Consider the following 16938-nt stretch of genomic DNA (forward strand, 5'->3'; position numbering starts at 1 on the left):
ACTCCGTCGCCCTCGGATTCGGCCGGGCGGCGCGACCTCGATCCCTCTCAGCGCTGACCGCTGCCGTCGGGAGGAGTGCCCTTGCCCCGACGGCTGTTCCACGCGGCGAGCGCGGACGCGGCGGCTCCCGCCGCCCGGTCGATGGCCTCCGCGGAGCGGTGCAGCATGTCCTGCGCGGCGTCCTGCCAGGCCGCGGTCGGAGGTGCCTCGCCCGTCTGGACCTTCGCCGCGTGCTCGGCGGCCTCGAACGCCCGCTCCAGCTCCGCGACAGCGTCGCGGTACGCCGCGTACTCGGCGGCGGTCACCCGGCCCGTCGTCTGCCGACGCGCCCCGACCGCGGCACCGGCGGCCCGCAGGTAGGCGGCCGTCTCCGGACGCTTCACGTCCGTCATCTCGGGATAGGTGATCTGCAACGCGGGGTCTGTCTCATACCGCATCCACCGCGCGGTCACCGCGTCGTGCTCCGCATACAGGCGTTCCAGCGGCCGCGGCGCGGAGCCGGCGGGGATCGCGGCGCGAGCGGCGTTCACCCTGACCCGCCGGGCGCGGACGTCGGCCGCCGCGGCCCTGGCGTCGCGCTCACGCTCCTTGAGCATGCGTCGGGCACCGGACACCTGCTCCGCGCTCGCCCGCTGCGCGGCCCGCTCGGCGGAGACCCGGGCGAGGTCGGCCCGTGCCACCTTCAGGGCCGTCCGTCGCACCACCGCGCGCTGCTGGGCCTCGCGGAGGTCGTGCCGGGCCGCGTCGTACTCCAGCCGGCGGCCGCTGCGGGTGTTCCGCCGACGGACGCCGATCGCGCCCGCGGTCACCCCGGCGGCGGCGGTCGGCGCGAGCCACCACCACTCCGCGACGAGGAGGAAGGGGTCCATCCCTCGATGCTACCGATCCCGGCGCACCCGCGCCCGGACGAGAAGCCCCGGCATCCGTACGGATGCCGGGGCCACTGTCGCGTCAGGACGTCAGACGAGCGTCTCCTGCCACGCCGCGTGCAGCTGGGCGAACTTCCCGGTGCCGCCGATCAGCGCGGCCGGGGTGTCGTCCTCGATGATCCGGCCGTGCTCCATCACGAGCACACGGTCAGCGATCGCCACCGTCGACAGCCGGTGCGCGATGATGATCGCCGTCCGGTCGGCCAGCAGCGTCTGCAGCGCGTCCTGGATCAGCCGCTCGGACGGGATGTCCAGCGAGGCCGTCGCCTCGTCGAGGATCAGCACCGCCGGGTCGGCGAGGAAGGCGCGGGCGAACGAGATGAGCTGTCGCTGCCCTGCCGAGACACGACCACCGCGCTTGTTCACGTCGGTGTCGTACCCGTCCGGCAGCGCCGAGATGAACGCGTCGGCGCCCACCGCCCGCGCCGCCTCGCGGATCTCGTCCAGAGTCGCATCCGGGCGCCCGAGCGCGATGTTGTCGGCGACGGTCCCGCTGAACAGGTACGCCTCCTGCGTGACCATGACGATCGCGCGGCGGAGGTCCTTCGGGTGCAGCGACCGCAGATCGACACCGTCGAGGGTCGCCGTCCCCGCGGACGGGTCGTAGAACCGGGAGATGAGCTTGGCCAGCGTGGACTTGCCCGCCCCCGTCGTCCCGACCAGCGCGATCGTCTGCCCGGCGGGGATGTCGAGCGAGAAGTTCGGCAGGATCGTCTTGTCCTCGTTGTACGCGAACGTGACCTCGTCGAAGCGGATGTGCCCCCGGGACTCCCAGAGGTCCACCGGCTTCTCGGGGTCCGGCACCGTCGGCACCTCCTCCAGGACGCCCGACACCTTCTCCAGCGCCGCGGTGGCGGACTGATAGGAGTTGAGGAACATCGCGATCTCCTGCATCGGAGCGAAGAAGTTGCGCACGTAGAGCACGGCGGACAGCAGCACGCCGACCGTCAGTGCCCCCTCCGAGACCCGGATGCCGCCCCACAGCACGACCACGCCCAGGACGAGCGCCGCGACGCCCATGAGCCCCGGCTCGAACGTGCCGAACAGCAGCATCGAGCGGCGGTTCACGTCCCGGTACTCGCCGGCCACGCCCTGGAAGGCCTCGTCGTTGCGCGGCTCCTTCCGGAAGGCCTTGACCGCGCGGATGCCCGTCATGGTCTCCACGAACTGCACGATCACCTTCGCGCTGATCACCCGGGACTCGCGGTACACGAGCTGGGAGCGCGAGTAGAACCAGCGCATGAGGAAGAACAGCGGCACGCCGCCGATCGCGAGGATCAGGCCGGACTGCCAGTCCCACACGCACAGGGCGATGAACGTGAAGACACCGAAGAGCACGCCGGAGACGAGCTCGTTCAGGCCGCCGTCGAGGAGTTCCTTGATGGAGTCCAGGTCGCTCGTCTGGCGCGAGATGATCCGCCCGGACGTGTACGACTCGTGGAACTCCAGGCTCAGGCGCTGGGTGTGCAGGAAGATGCGCTTGCGCAGGTCCAGCAGGACGGCCTGGGTCAGCTTGGCCGCGATGATGACGTACCAGGCGATGAGCACGGCGGCCAGAGCGCCGGCGAGCAGATAGATCCCGCCGACGACGAAGGTGGGCATCCAGTCGGCATCGTCGAGCACCGCCGGCAGCGCGCGGTCGAGGCCGATGCTGATGAGGATCGGGCCGGCCACCTGCAGCGCCGTCGAGATGACGAGCACCGTGCCGGCGAGCACGATCTGCGGCTTGAGCGGGCGCACGAGCGAGCCGAGCAGCCGCAGCGAGCGACGGCGGATCGCCCTGCTCTCCTCCGTGGTGAGGCGGGAGCGGTCCTCGTCCTGGGTTCCGGTGAGGGAGCTCATCGCTGCACCTCCTCTCCTGCGAATCGGGAGGCGCTTCCCGGCGCCTCATCGTCGGCCTCCTGGCGGATGCCGTCCTGCACGGTGTCGTGGATCTCCGACTGCCCGTCGCGGATGATCGGGATGGCGCCGGTGCGAGCCGCCTCCTCGGCCTCCAAGCTGGAGATGACGTGCCGGTAGTGCCGGCTCGTCTTCAGCAGCTCGGTGTGCGTGCCGACCGCGGTGATCCGGCCGTCCTCCAGCAGCGCCACGCGATCGGCGAGGGCCACGGTGGACGGACGGTGTGCGACGATCATCGCCGTGGTGTCGGCGAGCACGTGCCGCAGCGCCTCCTCGACGAGGGCCTCGGTGTCGACGTCCAGCGCCGACAGCGGGTCGTCCAGGACGAGCACCCGCGGCTTGGCGGCCACCGCTCGGGCGAGGGCGAGCCGCTGGCGCTGCCCGCCGGACAGGCTCAGTCCCTCTTCGCCGATGACCGTCTCGACGCCCTCGGGGAGCGTGTCGACGAAGGCGGCCTGCGCGACGTCGAGCGCCTCGCGCAGGACGCGCTCGGCTTCGGGGCTGTGCACGTCGAGGTCGGCGCGCCCGAGCAGGACGTTCTCGCGGACCGAGGCGGAGAAGAGCGTCGCGTCCTCGAACGCCATCGCGATGTGCTCGCGCAGCTCGGCGAGCGTCAGGTCGCGCACGTCGACGCCGTCGAGCGTGACCCGCCCTCCCGTCACGTCGTAGAGCCGCGTCGGCAGGGTCGTCAAGGTGGTCTTGCCGCTGCCGGTGAGCCCGACCAGCGCCATGGTCTCCCCCGGTCGGAGGACGAGGTCGATGCCGTCGAGCAGGTCCCGCTCGTCGGGGGCCGCGTCCTGATAGCGGAAGTGCGCGTTCTCGAACGCGAGCTCGCCGCGCGGGTTCTCGATGTGCACGGGGTTCGCGGGGTCGGTGATGGTGTTCGTCTCCGAGAAGATGTCGAACACGCGGTCCGTCGCCGTGCGCGCGTCGAGCATGAACGAGAAGAGGAAGCCGATCGACTCGATGGGCCAGCGCAGCACGACGGCCATCGCGAAGAACGCGAAGAGCTCCGCCGAGGTGATCGCGTCCTGCGAGATGAGCCAGATGCCGGACATCAGGCTCAGGCCGAAGGCGATCTGCGGCATGAGGTCGAGCCAGAACCAGATCGAGGCGATGGCTCGGGCCTTGCTCATCTCGGTCTCGCGCAGCGTCTCGGCCTGACGGCTGAAGCGGCGGAGGGCGTGCGTGCCCCGTCCGAACGCCTTGAGCACCCGGATGCCGTGCACGCTCTCCTCGACGCTCGTGGCGAGGTCGCCGGCCTGGTCCTGGCTGCGCCGCGTGAGGGCGCCGTAGCGCTTCTCGAACAGGTAGCCGCGGATCCACAGCGGGATCGCCGTCACCAGGAAGATCGTGCCCAGCAGCCAGTGCCAGCGGAACAGCAGGACGGAGCCGATGAGGATCGTCAGCACGTTCACGACGAGAAGCACGAGGCCGAAGGCGAGCCACCGGCGGATGAGGCCGATGTCCTGCATCATGCGGCTGAGCAGCTGGCCGGACTGCCACCTGTCGTGGAAGGCGACCGGGAGGGTCTGCAGTCGCGAGTACAGCTCGGTGCGCATGCGGTACTCGACCTGCGTGGCCGGGAACAGCACGAACTGCCGGCGGAGCCAGACCATGAGCGCCTCGCCGAGGCCGAGCGCGAAGACGGCGAGCGCGCCCCAGACGATCGCGTCGAGCGCTCCGGACTGCACCGGCCCGCCGATGATCTGTTCGAGCACGATGGGGATCATCAGCGCGATGAGCGCGGCCGCGAGCGCGCTGGCGGCACCGCCGGCGAGACGCCAGATGACCGGCTTCACGAACGGCTTGAGCCGCCACAGCGCGGCGGGCGTGGAGAGGGAGGACGAGGGGGACGGTTTCTGCGCGGAAGACGTGGAAGACATGTCTCTCAGAGGAGTCGAGGGTGAGAAGAGTGAAAGGACGGATGCGAGAGCGGGCTCACGGAGCCCGGCATCCGGTGCAGAAGAGGGCGGGGGCTCTAGGAGAGCGGGCGCGCCGGGGTCGAGCCGAGGGTGGCGATCCGCGCGGTGGCGATCGTGGTCATGGTGTCCTCCTCAGGGCTCGGCGAGGTCGTCCGGTTGGCGCGACAGCCCATCAGCCTATTCCTGTGAACCAGCTGAGCGCAAGAGGAATTCCCGAGACGACGAAGAGCCCGCTCTCCGGGGAGCGGGCTCTTCGAACCGAGAGGTCAGCGGGCGGCGCGCTCGCGCGCCAGGAGCCTCTCCTTCACGGGCAGGCCCCAGGCGAAGCCGCCGAGAGAGCCGTCCGTGCGGAGCACCCGGTGACAGGGCACGAACAGGGCCGGGGCGTTGCGGGCGCAGATCGACGCGGCGGCCCGCACCGCACGCGGATTGCCGAGCCGGGCCGCGAAGCCCGTGTACGTCAGCGGCTCCCCCGGGGCGATGCCGCGGAGCGCCGCCCATCCGGCGATCTGCAGGGCGGTGCCGGTCTGCGCGACCGCGACCGCGTCGATCGCCGTGACATCACCGGCATAGTACGCGCGCACGGCACCCGCCGCGTCCGTCTCGGTCTCCCGCACGGCGTCGGGACGGCTTCGGGACGGCAGGCGTCCGAGGATCGCCTCGACGTCGTCGGTCCACCCCGACACGAGGACCCGCTGGCGCTCGTCGGCGAGGATCGTGAAAGGACCGTCGGCGGTGTCGAGGGTCTGGATGAGTGCGGTCATGAGGTCTCCTCGGTGTCGGATTCGGGGCCGCGGGCGGGCCGGGTGGCGGTCTTGCTCCGTGGTCCGGCGGGACGGATCGGGGCGGCACGCCACAGGTGCGCGCTGAGGTAGCTCCGCCACGGCGCGGTGCGCTCCGCCCAGGCGGTGAGGGTCTTCGGTTCGGCCGGGAGACCGGCCGCCGCGGCACCGGCGCGGAGGGCGACGTCACCGGGCAGCAGCACGTCCGGATCGCCGAGCACCCGCATCCGCACGTAGTCGGCGGTCCAGGGACCGATGCCGGGCATCGCCAGCAGGGCCGCGCGCTGCGTGGGGCCGTCGTCGCCGACCGTGAGGGTCAGGCTCCCGTCCGCGAGGGCGGCGGCGGCTCCGGTGACGGCGCGGATGCGGGCGGCGGGCCCCCGCAGCACCTCGGCGCCGTGGGTCGCTATGGCCGACATCGTCGGGAACAGCAGCCCCTCGGGGGTCCGCTCCCCCAGCGCGTCGGTGAGGGCGGTGAGCGCGGTGCGGGCGGCGACGACCGTGATCTGCTGCCCGATCATCGCGCGGATGAGCATCTCGTGCGGATCGGCCGCTCCGGGCACGCGGATACCGGGGGTGCGCGCGATGAGGGGAGCGAGAGGCGGGTGCGCCGCCAGAGCCGCGTCGATCGCCAGGGGGTCGGCGTCGAGGTCGAAGATCCGACGCGTGGTCGCCACCAGCGGCGCGAGGTCGCCGAGCTGCGCGACCCGAGCCCGGAGGTGCAGCCGCTCCGTCTCCTCCTGACGCACCTCGAACCACGCGGGGCCGCCCGGCATCCGGAGGTGTCGGGAGAACGCCATGGCCGTGGCCTCCTCGACCCCGGTCACCGCCCGCGCCGCCATCCACGCGAAGATCCCGGCCGCATCCAGGGGACCCCGGTACGGCAGGACCAGGTCGATCGTTCCCGGCACGGACGCGGACGGCGTGCGGCGGCGGGCGCGCAGCTCTCCGGGCGTGAGGCCGAACACCTCGCGGATCGTGTCGTTGCACTGCCGGACGCTCTGGAAACCGGCGGCGAAGGCGACGTCGGCGATGGGCATGTCCGTCCCCACGAGCAGCATCCGGGCGGTGTGGGCGCGGTGCGCTCTCGCCAGTGCCAGAGGTCCGGCGCCGAGCTCGGTCGTCAGCAGCCGCGTAAGGTGACGGCTCGAGTAGCCGAGGCGCGCGGCGAGCCCTGGCACGCCCTCGCGCTCGACCACGCCGGACGCGATCAGCCGCATGGCGCGAGCGGCGGTGTCTCCGCGGACGTCCCACGCGGGCGACCCGGGGGCGGCCTCCGGCAGGCAGCGTTTGCATGCGCGGTAGCCCGCCTCGTGCGCCGCGGCACTGGTCGGATAGAAGGTCACGTTCTGCGGCTTGGGGGTGCGGGCGGGGCAGCTCGGACGGCAGTAGATCCCGGTCGAGCGCACGGCGGTGACGAACTGGCCGTCGAAGCGGGTGTCCCGGGCGCTGATGGCTCGGTAACGCTCGTCGAACGCGGTCACGGGGAGGCTCATGTCCACCACTCTCTCACCCCCGCATGGCTACGGCTGGCGGAAATCGGACATCGCGGTTTCTTCCCCGAAACCCCGCCGACGCGCCGAGACCCCGGGGGGCAAACGTGCGCACACCGGGGTCTCGACGGAAGACCGGGGTCTCGGTCAGTGGAAGAAGTGACGCTCCCCAGTGAAGAACATCGTGACGCCGGCCTTGCGCGCGGCATCCACGACCTCCTCGTCACGAACGGACCCACCGGGCTGCACGATCGCCGTGACACCCGCGTCGATGAGCACCTGGGCACCGTCCGCGAAGGGGAAGAACGCATCGGACGACGCGACCGATCCGGCGGCACGATCTCCCGCCCGCTCCACCGCGAGGCGGCACGAGTCGACCCGGTTGACCTGGCCCATGCCGACGCCGACCGTCGCATTGTCCTTCGCCAGGACGATCGCGTTCGACTTCACGGCCCGGCAGGCCTTCCACGCGAAGATCAGGTTCTCCATCTCCTCGTCACTCGGACGCTCACCCGACACGAGCTCCCAGTTCTTCGCGACCGAGACGATGTCGTCCGGGAAGCGGTCCGCGTCCTGCAGCAGCAGACCGCCGGACACGAGCCGCACGTCCATGCGCTCCTGCTGCCAGTCCTCGGGGAGCTGCAGCAGGCGCAGGTTCTTCTTCGCCTTGAAGACCTCGAGGGCCGCGGGCTCGAACGACGGCGCCACGATGACCTCGGTGAAGATGTCCTTCAGGTTCTCGGCCATCTTCAGCGTCACGGTGCCGTTCGCGGCGATCACGCCGCCGTACGCCGACACGGGGTCGCACTCGTGCGCACGGAGGTGCGCGCTGGCGATCGGGTCGAGGGCGTTCGGGGCGGTCGTGGCGATCCCGCAGGGGTTCGCGTGCTTGATGATGGCGACCGCGGGCTTGACCATGTCGTAGGCGGCGCGCAGGGCCGCGTCGGCGTCGACGTAGTTGTTGTACGACATCTCCTTGCCCTGCAGCTGCGTGGCCTGGGCGATGCCGTGGCCCCCGGCGCGGGTGTAGATGGCGCCGCGCTGGTGGGAGTTCTCGCCGTAGCGGAGCGTCGCGAGCCGCTCGGCCTGGATCGTCAGATGAGCCGGAAGGTCGCCCGGCTCGTTGAGGGTCCCCTCGGCGAACCACTGCGCGACGGCCGTGTCGTAGGCCGCGGTGTGCGCGAAGGCCCGCGCCGCGAGCTCCCGGCGCTGGGCGAGCGAGGTGCCCCCCTGCTCCACGGCCGCGACGATCGCGGGGTAGGACTGCGGCGACACGACGATCGCGACGTTGGCGTGATTCTTCGCGGCCGCGCGCACCATGGCGGGGCCGCCGATGTCGATCTGCTCCACCACGTCGTCGCCCTCGGCACCGGAGGCCACGGTCTCCACGAACGGATAGAGGTTGACCACGACGAGCTCGAACGGCGCGATGTCGAGGTCGGCGAGCTGACGCTCGTGGTCCTCCAGGCGCAGGTCGGCGAGCAGGCCGCCGTGCACCTTCGGGTGCAGGGTCTTGACGCGGCCGTCGAGCATCTCGGCGACACCCGTGACCGCGGCCACGTCCGTCACCTCGAAGCCGGCGTCGCGGATGGTGGACGCCGTGGAGCCCGTCGAGACGATCTCGACGCCCGCCTCCGCGAGCGCGGCGGCGAGCACGAGCAGGTCGGTCTTGTCGCTGACCGAGACGAGGGCGCGCCGGATCGGCACCGTGTCGCGATCGCGGTAGAGCGTGGGGTCGTGGCGGGGGCCGGCCATGATGGGCTCCTTCGTGCGGGGGCGTCGGGGGGTCAGGGGGCGGAGGTCAGGGCGAGGTCGCCGGTCGCGATGCGCCGGACGACATCGATGAGGAGCCGGCGCTCGACCGGCTTGATGCGCTCGTGCAGGGTGTGCTCGGTGTCGTCGGCCCTGATCGGCACGCGCTCCTGGGCGAGGATGGGGCCGGTGTCGACGCCGTCGTCCACGACGATCACGCTGGCGCCGGTCTCGCGGACCCCGGCGGCGAGGGCATCGCGGACGCCGTGGGCTCCGGGGAACTCCGGGAGGTACGCGGGGTGGGTGTTGATGATCCGGGGTGCGTAGGCGGCGACGAGCGAGGACGGCAGCAGGCGCATGAGCCCGCTGAGCACCACGAGGTCCGGCGTCCAGACGGCGAGCTGACGACCCAGCTCCTCGCCCCACGCCTCGCGGCTCTCGTGCTCGTGCCACGGCACGGTGAAGCTGGGGATGCCGAACTCCTCGGCGTGGGCCAGCCCGTCGGCTTCGCGGTCCGCCCCGACCACGACGACACGCGCCGGGAAATCGGGGTGACGAGCGGCCTCGAGGAGGGCGCGAAGGTTCGAGCCGGCGCCCGAGATGAGTACGGCGACCGTGAGCACGCGCCCAGTCTACCGGCGTGCCGGCGACGCTCCGACCCGGTCCGCCGAGCGCTCGGGACGCCTAGCGACGGTCGTCGTCGGCGGGGTCCTCGGAGCCGAGCGTGGCCATCTCCTCGATCCAGCGGTCCGTGCGCTCTTCCGCGAGCTCGTCGCGGTTGCGCGGGGACAGCAGGAGGATCGCCGCGCCGACGAGCACCTCCGCTCCCAGCGACAACGCGAACGGCAGCACCGCCGGTCCCACGACCTCGAGTCGCCCCGGGCCCATCGAGCCGTTCGCGAAGGCGGCGGCGAGCGCGGCCACACCGGCCGAGACCGCGGCGATCCCGACCGCGATCACAGCCCGGTGCAGGAGCCCGAGCGGGGTCCCCTCCCAGACGAGGCGCGAGCGCACGGCCCACCCGGCGAACGCCCCGGCGGCCACCGGGATCAGGATGACGATGAGCATCCACATCGAGGTGTTCTCCGGCAGCAGACCGAAGGCGGGGATGCCCGGGACGACGCCGAGCTGCGTCCCCGCGGGCGACACCGCGGTGCCCGCGCCGACGGCGAACCCGGGGCCGGCGAGCCAGGAGGCCGCCCACACCACGAGTGTCGGAAGGTAGGCCAGCTGCCCGAGGGTCAGCACGGTCGCCCCGAGGGCATCGACCCGCGCCGCCTGGAACAGCGCGACGACCTCGCCCCCACGGGTCAGGACCGACAGGGCGACGGCCAACGCGGCAGCCCCCAGCACACCGACGAGCGCGAACGCCGCCCCGCGCACGACCGCGGACGGTACCGGCGCCCAGTCCTCCCTGGCGTCCAGCACATCGTGGATGCGGTCCAGCACGCCGCCGTCGCCGTCCTCCCACGCCACGCGGACGGCGCCGCACACGGCGCCCACGAGGTAGACGGCGGGGGGCAGGAGGATCGCGAGAGCCAGCGGGACGCGAGCGGCGCCCAGCGCGGACGTGAGGGCGACGACCGTCGAGATCACGGCGAACACGACCGTCCCCGACAGGGAACCCAGCACCCACGCGCCGGACCGTGCGGCCCGGGCGCCGGAGCGCGCCGCGAAGAGCAGGGTGAGCAGCAGGAACGCCAGCGGCGTGACCGAGACGACGAACCGCGCGGCGTCTGCGGGAATCGCCAGGGTGACGAGCAGCGCGTCCGGGATCGTGATCTCCAGAGGGACACCGTGCCCGAACTCCCACAGCGTTCCGGTGAGCGGCCACAGCGCCCCCCAGTCCGCGGTGACACCGAACGCGAGCGTCCACAGGAGCGTCAACGGCGCCAGCAGCACGGCCAGCCCGACGGCGGCCGCGATGGCGGCGTCGAGGGCGGCGAGGAGCGCGACGAGGAGGCGTTGCATAGCGCCTTCGAGACTACGACGACTTCCCGTCCGGCCCCCGTGGGCGCGCGCGAGGCGGACGACACGGTAGCGTTTCTCCGGAGGTTTCCCGATGACTACTGCCCCACCCGCCCCGGCGTCCACCGAACCCACCGGTACCCTGGACCGCTTCTTCGAGATCAGCAAGCGCGGATCGACGATCGGCACCGAGATCCGTGGAGGCCTCGTGACGTTCGTCACGATGGCCTACATCGTGATCCTGAACCCGATCATCCTGTCCGGAAAGCCGGATGTCGCCGGCGACATGCTCGACTTCAACGCCGTCGGTGCCGCGACGGCCCTGACCGCCGGCGTCATGACGATCCTCTTCGGTGTCGTCACCCGCCTGCCGTTCGGCTTCGCCGCCGGACTCGGCATCAACGCCTTCGTCGCGTTCTCCGTCGTCGGCCAGGTCACCTGGCCCGAGGCGATGGCGCTCGTGATGATCAACGGTGTCGTGATCGTGCTCCTCGCCGCCACCGGGCTGCGGAAGGCGATCTTCGACGCCGTGCCCTTCCAGCTGAAGATCGCGATCACGGTCGGCATCGGCCTGTTCATCGCCTTCATCGGCTTCGTGAACTCGGGCTTCGTCACGGCGACCGGCGCCTCGTCGCCGCCCGTCGGCCTCGGCGTCAACGGGTCGGTCGCGACCGTGCCGAGCCTGCTGTTCGTGATCACCCTGCTCCTCACGGGCATCCTCATCGCGCTCCGCATCAAGGGCGGCATGCTCATCGGCCTCATCGGCGGCACCGTGCTCGCGGTCATCGTCGAGGCCATCTGGCACATCGGCGCCCGCGGCGTCGACGATGAGGGCAATGTCGTCAACGCCGGCGGCTGGGGACTCACCGTCCCGGCGCTGAACGGCTCCCCCGTCAGCGTCCCCGACCTGAGCCTCATCGGCGCCGTCGACTTCTCGTTCGACCTCGGCAAGGTCAGCCTCGTCGCCCTCGTGATGATCGTGTTCACGCTCCTCTTCACGAACTTCTTCGACGCCATGGGCACGATGACGGGCCTGGCCAAGGAGGCCAACCTGGCCGACGACAACGGCGACTTCCCGCGCATCAAGTCGGCCCTCGTGGTCGAGGGTGTCGGGGCGATCGCCGGTGGTGCGACCTCGTCGTCCTCCAGCACGGTCTTCATCGAGTCCGGCGCGGGTATCGGCGAGGGTGCCAGGACGGGACTCGCGAACGTCGTGACGGGAATCGTCTTCCTCATCGCGATGTTCCTGACCCCGCTGACCTCGATCGTCCCGACGGAGATCGCCGCCGCGGCGCTCATCATCGTGGGTGCGATGATGATGGCGCAGATCCGTCACATCGATTTCGGCGACTTCCGGGTGCTGCTGCCGGTGTTCCTCACGGTCTCCGTCATGCCGCTGACCTACTCGATCGCCAACGGCATCGGGGCGGGCTTCGTGAGCTGGGTGCTCATCCACGCCTTGTCCGGCAAGGCCAAGACCATCAGCCCGCTGCTGTGGGTGGTCGGCGCCGGCTTCCTGATCTTCTTCGCCCGCGGTCCCATCGAGGCCCTCTTCGGCGTCGGGATCTAGCCCCGCTCCGAGTCGCGCACATGGCCCCATTCCGACACGGAATGGGGCCATGTGCGTTATTCGAGGGAGGTGAGGGTATGACGAAGGCCCCGGGGTGGAGCCCGGGGCCTTCAGGTCAAGCGTAGCTCAGATCAGAGCGACTCGATGATCTCGCGCATGAGAGCGGCGGTCTCGGACGGCGTCTTGCCGACCTTGACGCCGGCGGCCTCGAGGGCCTCCTTCTTCGCCTGCGCGGTACCGGCCGAGCCGGAGACGATCGCACCGGCGTGACCCATGGTCTTGCCCTCGGGAGCCGTGAAGCCCGCGACGTAGCCGACGACCGGCTTGGTGACGTTCGCCTTGATGTACTCGGCCGCACGCTCCTCGGCGTCGCCGCCGATCTCGCCGATCATGACGATGGCCTTGGTCTCGGGGTCGGCCTCGAACGCGGCGAGCGCGTCGATGTGCGTGGTGCCGATGACCGGGTCGCCGCCGATGCCGATGGCGGTCGAGAAGCCCAGGTCGCGCAGCTCGAACATCATCTGGTAGGTCAGGGTGCCCGACTTCGACACGAGGCCGATCGGGCCCTTGCCGGTGATGTTCGCGGGCGTGATGCCGACGAGCGCCTCACCGGGGGTGATGATGCCGGGGCAGTTCGGCCCGATGATGCGGGTCTTGTTGCCCTTGCTCTGCGCGTAGGCCCAGGCCTCGGCCGAGTCGCCGACGGGCACGCCCTCGGTGATGACGACGAGCAGCGGGATCTCGGCGTCGATGGCCTCGATCATCGCGTCCTTCGTGAAGGCGCCGGGGACGAAGGCGATCGACACGTCGGCGCCGGTCTCCTTCATGGCCTCGGCGACCGAGGCGAAGACGGGGAGCTCGACGGCGTTGCCGTCCTTGTCCGTGTGCGAGACCGTGGTGCCGGCCTTGCGGGCGTTCACGCCGCCGACGACCTGCGTGCCGGCCTTGAGCATGAGCGCGGTGTGCTTGGTGCCCTCGCCGCCGGTGATGCCCTGGACGATGACCTTGGAGTCCTTGTTGAGGTAGATCGACATGTTCTGTTCCTTAAATCCTGTCGAAGCGTCAGGCGTTGGCGAGCTCGGCGGCCTTGTCGGCGCCCTCGTCCATCGTCGCGGCCAGGGTCACGAGCGGGTGCGCGTAGTCGGCGAGGATCGCACGACCCTCGTCCACGCGGTTGCCGTCCAGGCGGACGACGAGCGGCTTGGAGGCCGTGTCGCCCAGCGTCTCCAGGGCACCCTTGATGCCGTTGGCGACGGCGTCGCACGCCGTGATGCCGCCGAACACGTTGACGAACACGCTCTTGACCTGCGGGTCGCCGAGGATGACGTCGAGACCGGCGGCCATGACCTCGGCCGAGGCGCCGCCGCCGATGTCGAGGAAGTTGGCGGGCTTCACGCCGTTGTGGTTCTCTCCGGCGTAGGCGACCACGTCGAGCGTCGACATGACCAGACCCGCGCCGTTGCCGATGATGCCGACCTCGCCGTCGAGCTTGACGTAGTTGAGGCCGGACGCCTTGGCCTTGGCCTCGAGCGGGTCGGCGGCGTCCTTGTCCTCGAGCGCCTCGTGCTCGGGGTGGCGGATCTCGGAGGCGTTGTCGTCGAGCGTGACCTTGCCGTCGAGCGCGATGATGTCGCCGTCCTCGGTGCGGACGAGCGGGTTGACCTCGACGAGCGTCGCGTCCTCACCCTTGTAGACGTCGTACAGCTTCACGAACACAGCGGAGACCTTCTCGACGAGGTCCTCCGGGAAGTTCGCGGCGCGAGCGATCTCGACCGCCTTCTCCTTGTCGATGCCGGTCAGCGGGTTGACCTCGACGCGGGCGAGGGCCTCGGGCTTCTCGACGGCGAGCTGCTCGATCTCCATGCCGCCCTCGACGGAGCACAGGGAGAGGTAGGAGCGGTTGGCGCGGTCGAGCAGCACGGAGAAGTAGAACTCCTCGGCGATGCGCGCACCCTGCGCGACCATGACGCGCTTGACGACGTGGCCCTTGATGTCGAGCCCGAGGATGGCCTTCGCGGCTTCGTACGCCTCATCGGGGGTCTTGGCGACCTTGACACCGCCGGCCTTGCCGCGGCCTCCGGTCTTGACCTGGGCCTTGACGACCACGACACCGCCGATTTTCTCGGCAGCCGCCTTCACCTCCTCGGGGGTGTCCGCGACGATGCCGGCGAGGACCGGCACTCCGTACTTCTCGAAAACGTCTCGTGCCTGGTACTCGTACAGATCCACTGTGCTTCCTTCACTGGGCTGCGGTCTGGTCTGGTGATTCTCTCGATGTCGAGACATCGACCAGTCCCCCAGCCTACTACCGCAGGCTGAGCGCTCCGACGCCCGCGGACCTCGGCGTCGAGCCCACGCCTCCGGTACGATTCTTGAGCGTCGAGGCAGGGGAGACGAGATGACGGACACCTTCGACTGGTCGGATCCGGTGGCGACACGCGCGCGCATCGAGCAGCAGGTGAAGGATGCGGAGCGTCGCGCTGCGCAGGCCGCGCAGGTGCGCGACGACATCGCCGGCGTGCGCGAGCGGGTGGCCTCTCCGGGCCGCGACGTCACCGTGACGGTGGACGCCTCTGGTCGGCTCGCCGACGTCGCGCTCACGGATGCCGCTCTGCAGCGCTCCCCCGCCGCCCTGGGCGCCCTCATCGTCACCCTCGCCGCCACCGCGCAGAAGGCGGCGGGCGCGCGGGCGGTCGAGATCGCGGCGGAGGCCTTCGGCGCGGAGGACGCGGCGGTCGCGCATCTGCGTCAGGAGATCGCCGAGCTCCCCGACCCGAGTCAGGACGGCCGACCGCAGATCGAGTACCGCTGATGGCCGAGCTGATCGCCGTCGACACCGAGACCGTCCGCCAGCACGCCCAGCGCGTCGCGCAGATCGCCGCGGACGTCCGGCTCGCCGAGAACGCCGCCGGCTCGATGAACGTGGGCGGCGGCGCCTTCGGCGTGATGTGCGCCTTCCTCGTCCCCCCGGCACAGATCGTCTCGTCGATCGCCGCCGGGGCGATCACCGCCGCCGCGACGATGCTGGAGAAGTCCGAGGAGCAGCTCCGGGGCCTGGCGGACGACTTCGACGAGGGAGAGCAGCGTCAGCTCGATTCGATCCGTGGGCTGCTGTCCTCCGTGGAGGGCGCTCGACGATGACCCCGCCGAACCCGCTGGTGGCGGGACCGATCGACCCGACGACGCCGTTCAGCGGAGCCGGTCTCCTGGAGGACGGCTACGACCTCGTCACCGCGATCGAGAGCGGCGACTGGGTCTCCGGAGGACTCGCGTCCTTCTCCGCCCTCGCGAACACCGTGGCCACGGCCATGGATCCGCTGGGCTCGCTGATCGCCGCCGGGCTGGGGTGGCTGATGGACCACCTCGAACCCCTCAAGGGGTGGCTCAACGATCTGACCGGCGATGCCGGCGAGGTGGCGGGTTTCGCAGCGACCTGGGGCAACATCGCGCAGCAGCTGCAGCAGGCGGGCGGGACCCTCGACGCCCGCCTCTCCGACGTCAGCTCGATGTCGGGCGAGGCGATCGCGGCGTATCTGCGGCTGCAGTCCGACGTCGCCGCCCACATCTCCGCGGCCGCCGCCTGGGCCGGCGGGATGAGGACTGGCATGGAGACCGCGTCCATGCTCGTGCAGATCGTGCACGAGCTGGTCCGCGACACCCTGTCGCAGCTGGTCGGATCCCTCATCTCGTACGCCAGCACGCTCGTCGTGTCGCTGGGCACAGCCACCCCGTACGTCATCGCGCAGGCCACGAGCCGCGTCTCGGCCATGACCGCCCGGATCTCCGGCACCGTGCTCAAGCTCGTGGACGCCGTGACGGCCCTGACGAAGCACCTCGACGAGCTCAAGTCGCTGTTCCAGCGCCTCGGCGACCTCTTCTCGCGCGGCCCGGGCGGTGGGCATGGCCCGTCCGGCCCCGGTGCTCCGCACAGCCCTGACGGCAGTTCGCCCGGCGGCTCGTCCCCCGGTGGCTCGTCCCCCGACGGGTCCACCCCGGACGGCCCCCGTGTGCGCGACCAGAGCACGCTCACGGACGAGCAGATACAGACGTACCTCGACCGCTACTACCCGGACGACGCCGCCGACTTCGCGAACAACGGCACGCTCCCGCCCGACGTCCAGATCCCGAAGGGGCCGGAGGTGCTCCAGCCCGACGGGAGCATCGACTGGAGCCAGGTCCCCGGCGGAGGCTACGTGCTGGATGCCGACGGGCAACCGATCCGGCAGCCGCACACTCCCCAGGTCGGGGACGTCCTCGACCGCTACGGTCCCCCCGACGGCCGGTACACCTCTCCCGTGCCCGAGAGCGGCCCGTACACGTACGATCAGCGCTCCCTGCCGTATGTGGAGAACCCGGCCCACTACCACCGCTACGAGGTCGTGGGCGACATGTCCGACCTCCGCGCGACATACGACGGCGCACCGCAGCAGGTGAAGGACGACCTGGCGGCCGCCGGATTCAAGCCCGAGTACCTCGGCTCGCAAGGGTACCGAGGAGACATCGCCCCCGGCTTCGGGTCGACCGGCGGCGGCGTGCAGGTGCAGCTCTCGCTCTCCGTGGAGCACCTCCTCCTGCTCGGCGTGCTGAAGGAGACGACGTGACCGACCTGACTGCCGTCGG

14 protein-coding genes are annotated in these 16938 nt (G+C 71.0%); 4 read left to right on the forward strand and 10 right to left on the reverse strand.

The genetic code is table 11. The features are described 5' to 3' along the window. Positions 1 to 47: 47 nt before the first annotated feature. The 8 genes from AB0P08_RS01305 to AB0P08_RS01340 all read right to left on the reverse strand — a co-directional run bounded on the left by AB0P08_RS01305 (position 48) and on the right by AB0P08_RS01340 (position 10751). The gene (locus AB0P08_RS01305; RefSeq protein ID WP_363587654.1) at positions 48 to 869 is read right to left on the reverse strand and encodes a hypothetical protein; all 822 of its coding nucleotides are present in this window, start codon (positions 867 to 869) and stop codon (positions 48 to 50) included. A gap of 90 nt (positions 870 to 959) precedes the next feature. Beyond that, positions 960 to 2771: an ABC transporter ATP-binding protein gene (locus AB0P08_RS01310; RefSeq protein WP_363587656.1), complete on the reverse strand. Its 1812-nt coding sequence runs from the start codon at positions 2769 to 2771 to the stop codon at positions 960 to 962. Continuing rightward, the gene (locus AB0P08_RS01315) at positions 2768 to 4714 is read right to left on the reverse strand and encodes an ABC transporter ATP-binding protein (protein WP_363587658.1); all 1947 of its coding nucleotides are present in this window, start codon (positions 4712 to 4714) and stop codon (positions 2768 to 2770) included. The genes AB0P08_RS01310 and AB0P08_RS01315 overlap by 4 nt, the downstream gene beginning before the upstream one ends. Positions 4715 to 5019: 305 nt before the next feature. Beyond that, positions 5020 to 5517, reverse strand: coding sequence for a methylated-DNA--[protein]-cysteine S-methyltransferase (locus AB0P08_RS01320; protein ID WP_363587660.1), 498 nt, complete (start codon positions 5515 to 5517; stop codon positions 5020 to 5022). After that, a complete protein-coding gene (locus AB0P08_RS01325; protein ID WP_363587662.1) occupies positions 5514 to 7031 on the reverse strand; it encodes a DNA-3-methyladenine glycosylase 2 family protein in 1518 nt (505 codons plus the stop codon). Before AB0P08_RS01325 ends, AB0P08_RS01320 begins: the two co-directional genes overlap by 4 nt. Before the next feature lie 144 nt (positions 7032 to 7175). Continuing rightward, a complete protein-coding gene (gene purH / locus AB0P08_RS01330; RefSeq protein ID WP_259954278.1) occupies positions 7176 to 8783 on the reverse strand; it encodes a bifunctional phosphoribosylaminoimidazolecarboxamide formyltransferase/IMP cyclohydrolase in 1608 nt (535 codons plus the stop codon). 32 nt (positions 8784 to 8815) lie between these two features. After that, positions 8816 to 9403, reverse strand: a complete 588-nt coding sequence (gene purN / locus AB0P08_RS01335) for a phosphoribosylglycinamide formyltransferase (protein WP_101847100.1) — start codon at positions 9401 to 9403, stop codon at positions 8816 to 8818. A gap of 61 nt (positions 9404 to 9464) precedes the next feature. After that, entirely contained in the window at positions 9465 to 10751 is a 1287-nt protein-coding gene (locus tag AB0P08_RS01340; protein WP_363587664.1) for a cell division protein PerM, read from the reverse strand. Between the two features lie 91 nt (positions 10752 to 10842). On the opposite strand from AB0P08_RS01340, the gene AB0P08_RS01345 reads away from it, so the two are divergent. Then, on the forward strand, positions 10843 to 12318 hold the full coding sequence (locus AB0P08_RS01345) for an NCS2 family permease (RefSeq protein WP_363587666.1): 1476 nt from the start codon (positions 10843 to 10845) through the stop codon (positions 12316 to 12318). Between the two features lie 131 nt (positions 12319 to 12449). On the opposite strand, the gene sucD is transcribed toward AB0P08_RS01345, so the two are convergent. Then, positions 12450 to 13352: a succinate--CoA ligase subunit alpha gene (gene sucD / locus AB0P08_RS01350; RefSeq protein WP_187663460.1), complete on the reverse strand. Its 903-nt coding sequence runs from the start codon at positions 13350 to 13352 to the stop codon at positions 12450 to 12452. Positions 13353 to 13380: 28 nt separating this feature from the next. Continuing rightward, complete coding sequence (sucC, locus tag AB0P08_RS01355) at positions 13381 to 14547, reverse strand: ADP-forming succinate--CoA ligase subunit beta (RefSeq protein ID WP_363587668.1); 1167 nt, start codon at positions 14545 to 14547, stop codon at positions 13381 to 13383. A 169-nt stretch (positions 14548 to 14716) separates the two neighbouring features. On the opposite strand from sucC, the gene AB0P08_RS01360 reads away from it, so the two are divergent. The 3 genes from AB0P08_RS01360 to AB0P08_RS01370 are packed head-to-tail and all read left to right on the forward strand — an operon-like array spanning position 14717 to position 16919. After that, complete coding sequence (locus AB0P08_RS01360) at positions 14717 to 15130, forward strand: YbaB/EbfC family nucleoid-associated protein (protein ID WP_363587670.1); 414 nt, start codon at positions 14717 to 14719, stop codon at positions 15128 to 15130. After that, on the forward strand, positions 15130 to 15459 hold the full coding sequence (locus tag AB0P08_RS01365; protein ID WP_025103775.1) for a type VII secretion target: 330 nt from the start codon (positions 15130 to 15132) through the stop codon (positions 15457 to 15459). Before AB0P08_RS01360 ends, AB0P08_RS01365 begins: the two co-directional genes overlap by 1 nt. After that, positions 15456 to 16919 (forward strand): TNT domain-containing protein, encoded by a 1464-nt coding sequence (locus AB0P08_RS01370; RefSeq protein ID WP_363587672.1) that lies wholly within the window; start codon positions 15456 to 15458, stop codon positions 16917 to 16919. The genes AB0P08_RS01365 and AB0P08_RS01370 overlap by 4 nt, the downstream gene beginning before the upstream one ends. The last annotated feature ends 19 nt before the right edge of the window (positions 16920 to 16938 follow it).

This window comes from Microbacterium meiriae (assembly GCF_040686935.1).
Lineage (GTDB): Bacteria > Actinomycetota > Actinomycetes > Actinomycetales > Microbacteriaceae > Microbacterium > Microbacterium meiriae.

What these genes read in the sequence shown, in the direction of transcription:
- AB0P08_RS01340 (WP_363587664.1), bottom strand. Translation starts at nt 10,751, where the DNA reads ATGCAACGCCTCCTCGTCGCGCTCCTCGCCGCCCTCGACGCCGCCATC.
- purH (WP_259954278.1), bottom strand. Translation starts at nt 8,783, where the DNA reads ATGGCCGGCCCCCGCCACGACCCCACGCTCTACCGCGATCGCGACACG.
- AB0P08_RS01315 (WP_363587658.1), bottom strand. Translation starts at nt 4,714, where the DNA reads ATGTCTTCCACGTCTTCCGCGCAGAAACCGTCCCCCTCGTCCTCCCTC.
- AB0P08_RS01370 (WP_363587672.1), top strand. Translation starts at nt 15,456, where the DNA reads ATGACCCCGCCGAACCCGCTGGTGGCGGGACCGATCGACCCGACGACG.
- AB0P08_RS01305 (WP_363587654.1), bottom strand. Translation starts at nt 869, where the DNA reads ATGGACCCCTTCCTCCTCGTCGCGGAGTGGTGGTGGCTCGCGCCGACC.
- AB0P08_RS01325 (WP_363587662.1), bottom strand. Translation starts at nt 7,031, where the DNA reads ATGAGCCTCCCCGTGACCGCGTTCGACGAGCGTTACCGAGCCATCAGC.
- AB0P08_RS01365 (WP_025103775.1), top strand. Translation starts at nt 15,130, where the DNA reads ATGGCCGAGCTGATCGCCGTCGACACCGAGACCGTCCGCCAGCACGCC.
- sucD (WP_187663460.1), bottom strand. Translation starts at nt 13,352, where the DNA reads ATGTCGATCTACCTCAACAAGGACTCCAAGGTCATCGTCCAGGGCATC.
- AB0P08_RS01360 (WP_363587670.1), top strand. Translation starts at nt 14,717, where the DNA reads ATGACGGACACCTTCGACTGGTCGGATCCGGTGGCGACACGCGCGCGC.
- AB0P08_RS01320 (WP_363587660.1), bottom strand. Translation starts at nt 5,517, where the DNA reads ATGACCGCACTCATCCAGACCCTCGACACCGCCGACGGTCCTTTCACG.
- AB0P08_RS01345 (WP_363587666.1), top strand. Translation starts at nt 10,843, where the DNA reads ATGACTACTGCCCCACCCGCCCCGGCGTCCACCGAACCCACCGGTACC.
- AB0P08_RS01310 (WP_363587656.1), bottom strand. Translation starts at nt 2,771, where the DNA reads ATGAGCTCCCTCACCGGAACCCAGGACGAGGACCGCTCCCGCCTCACC.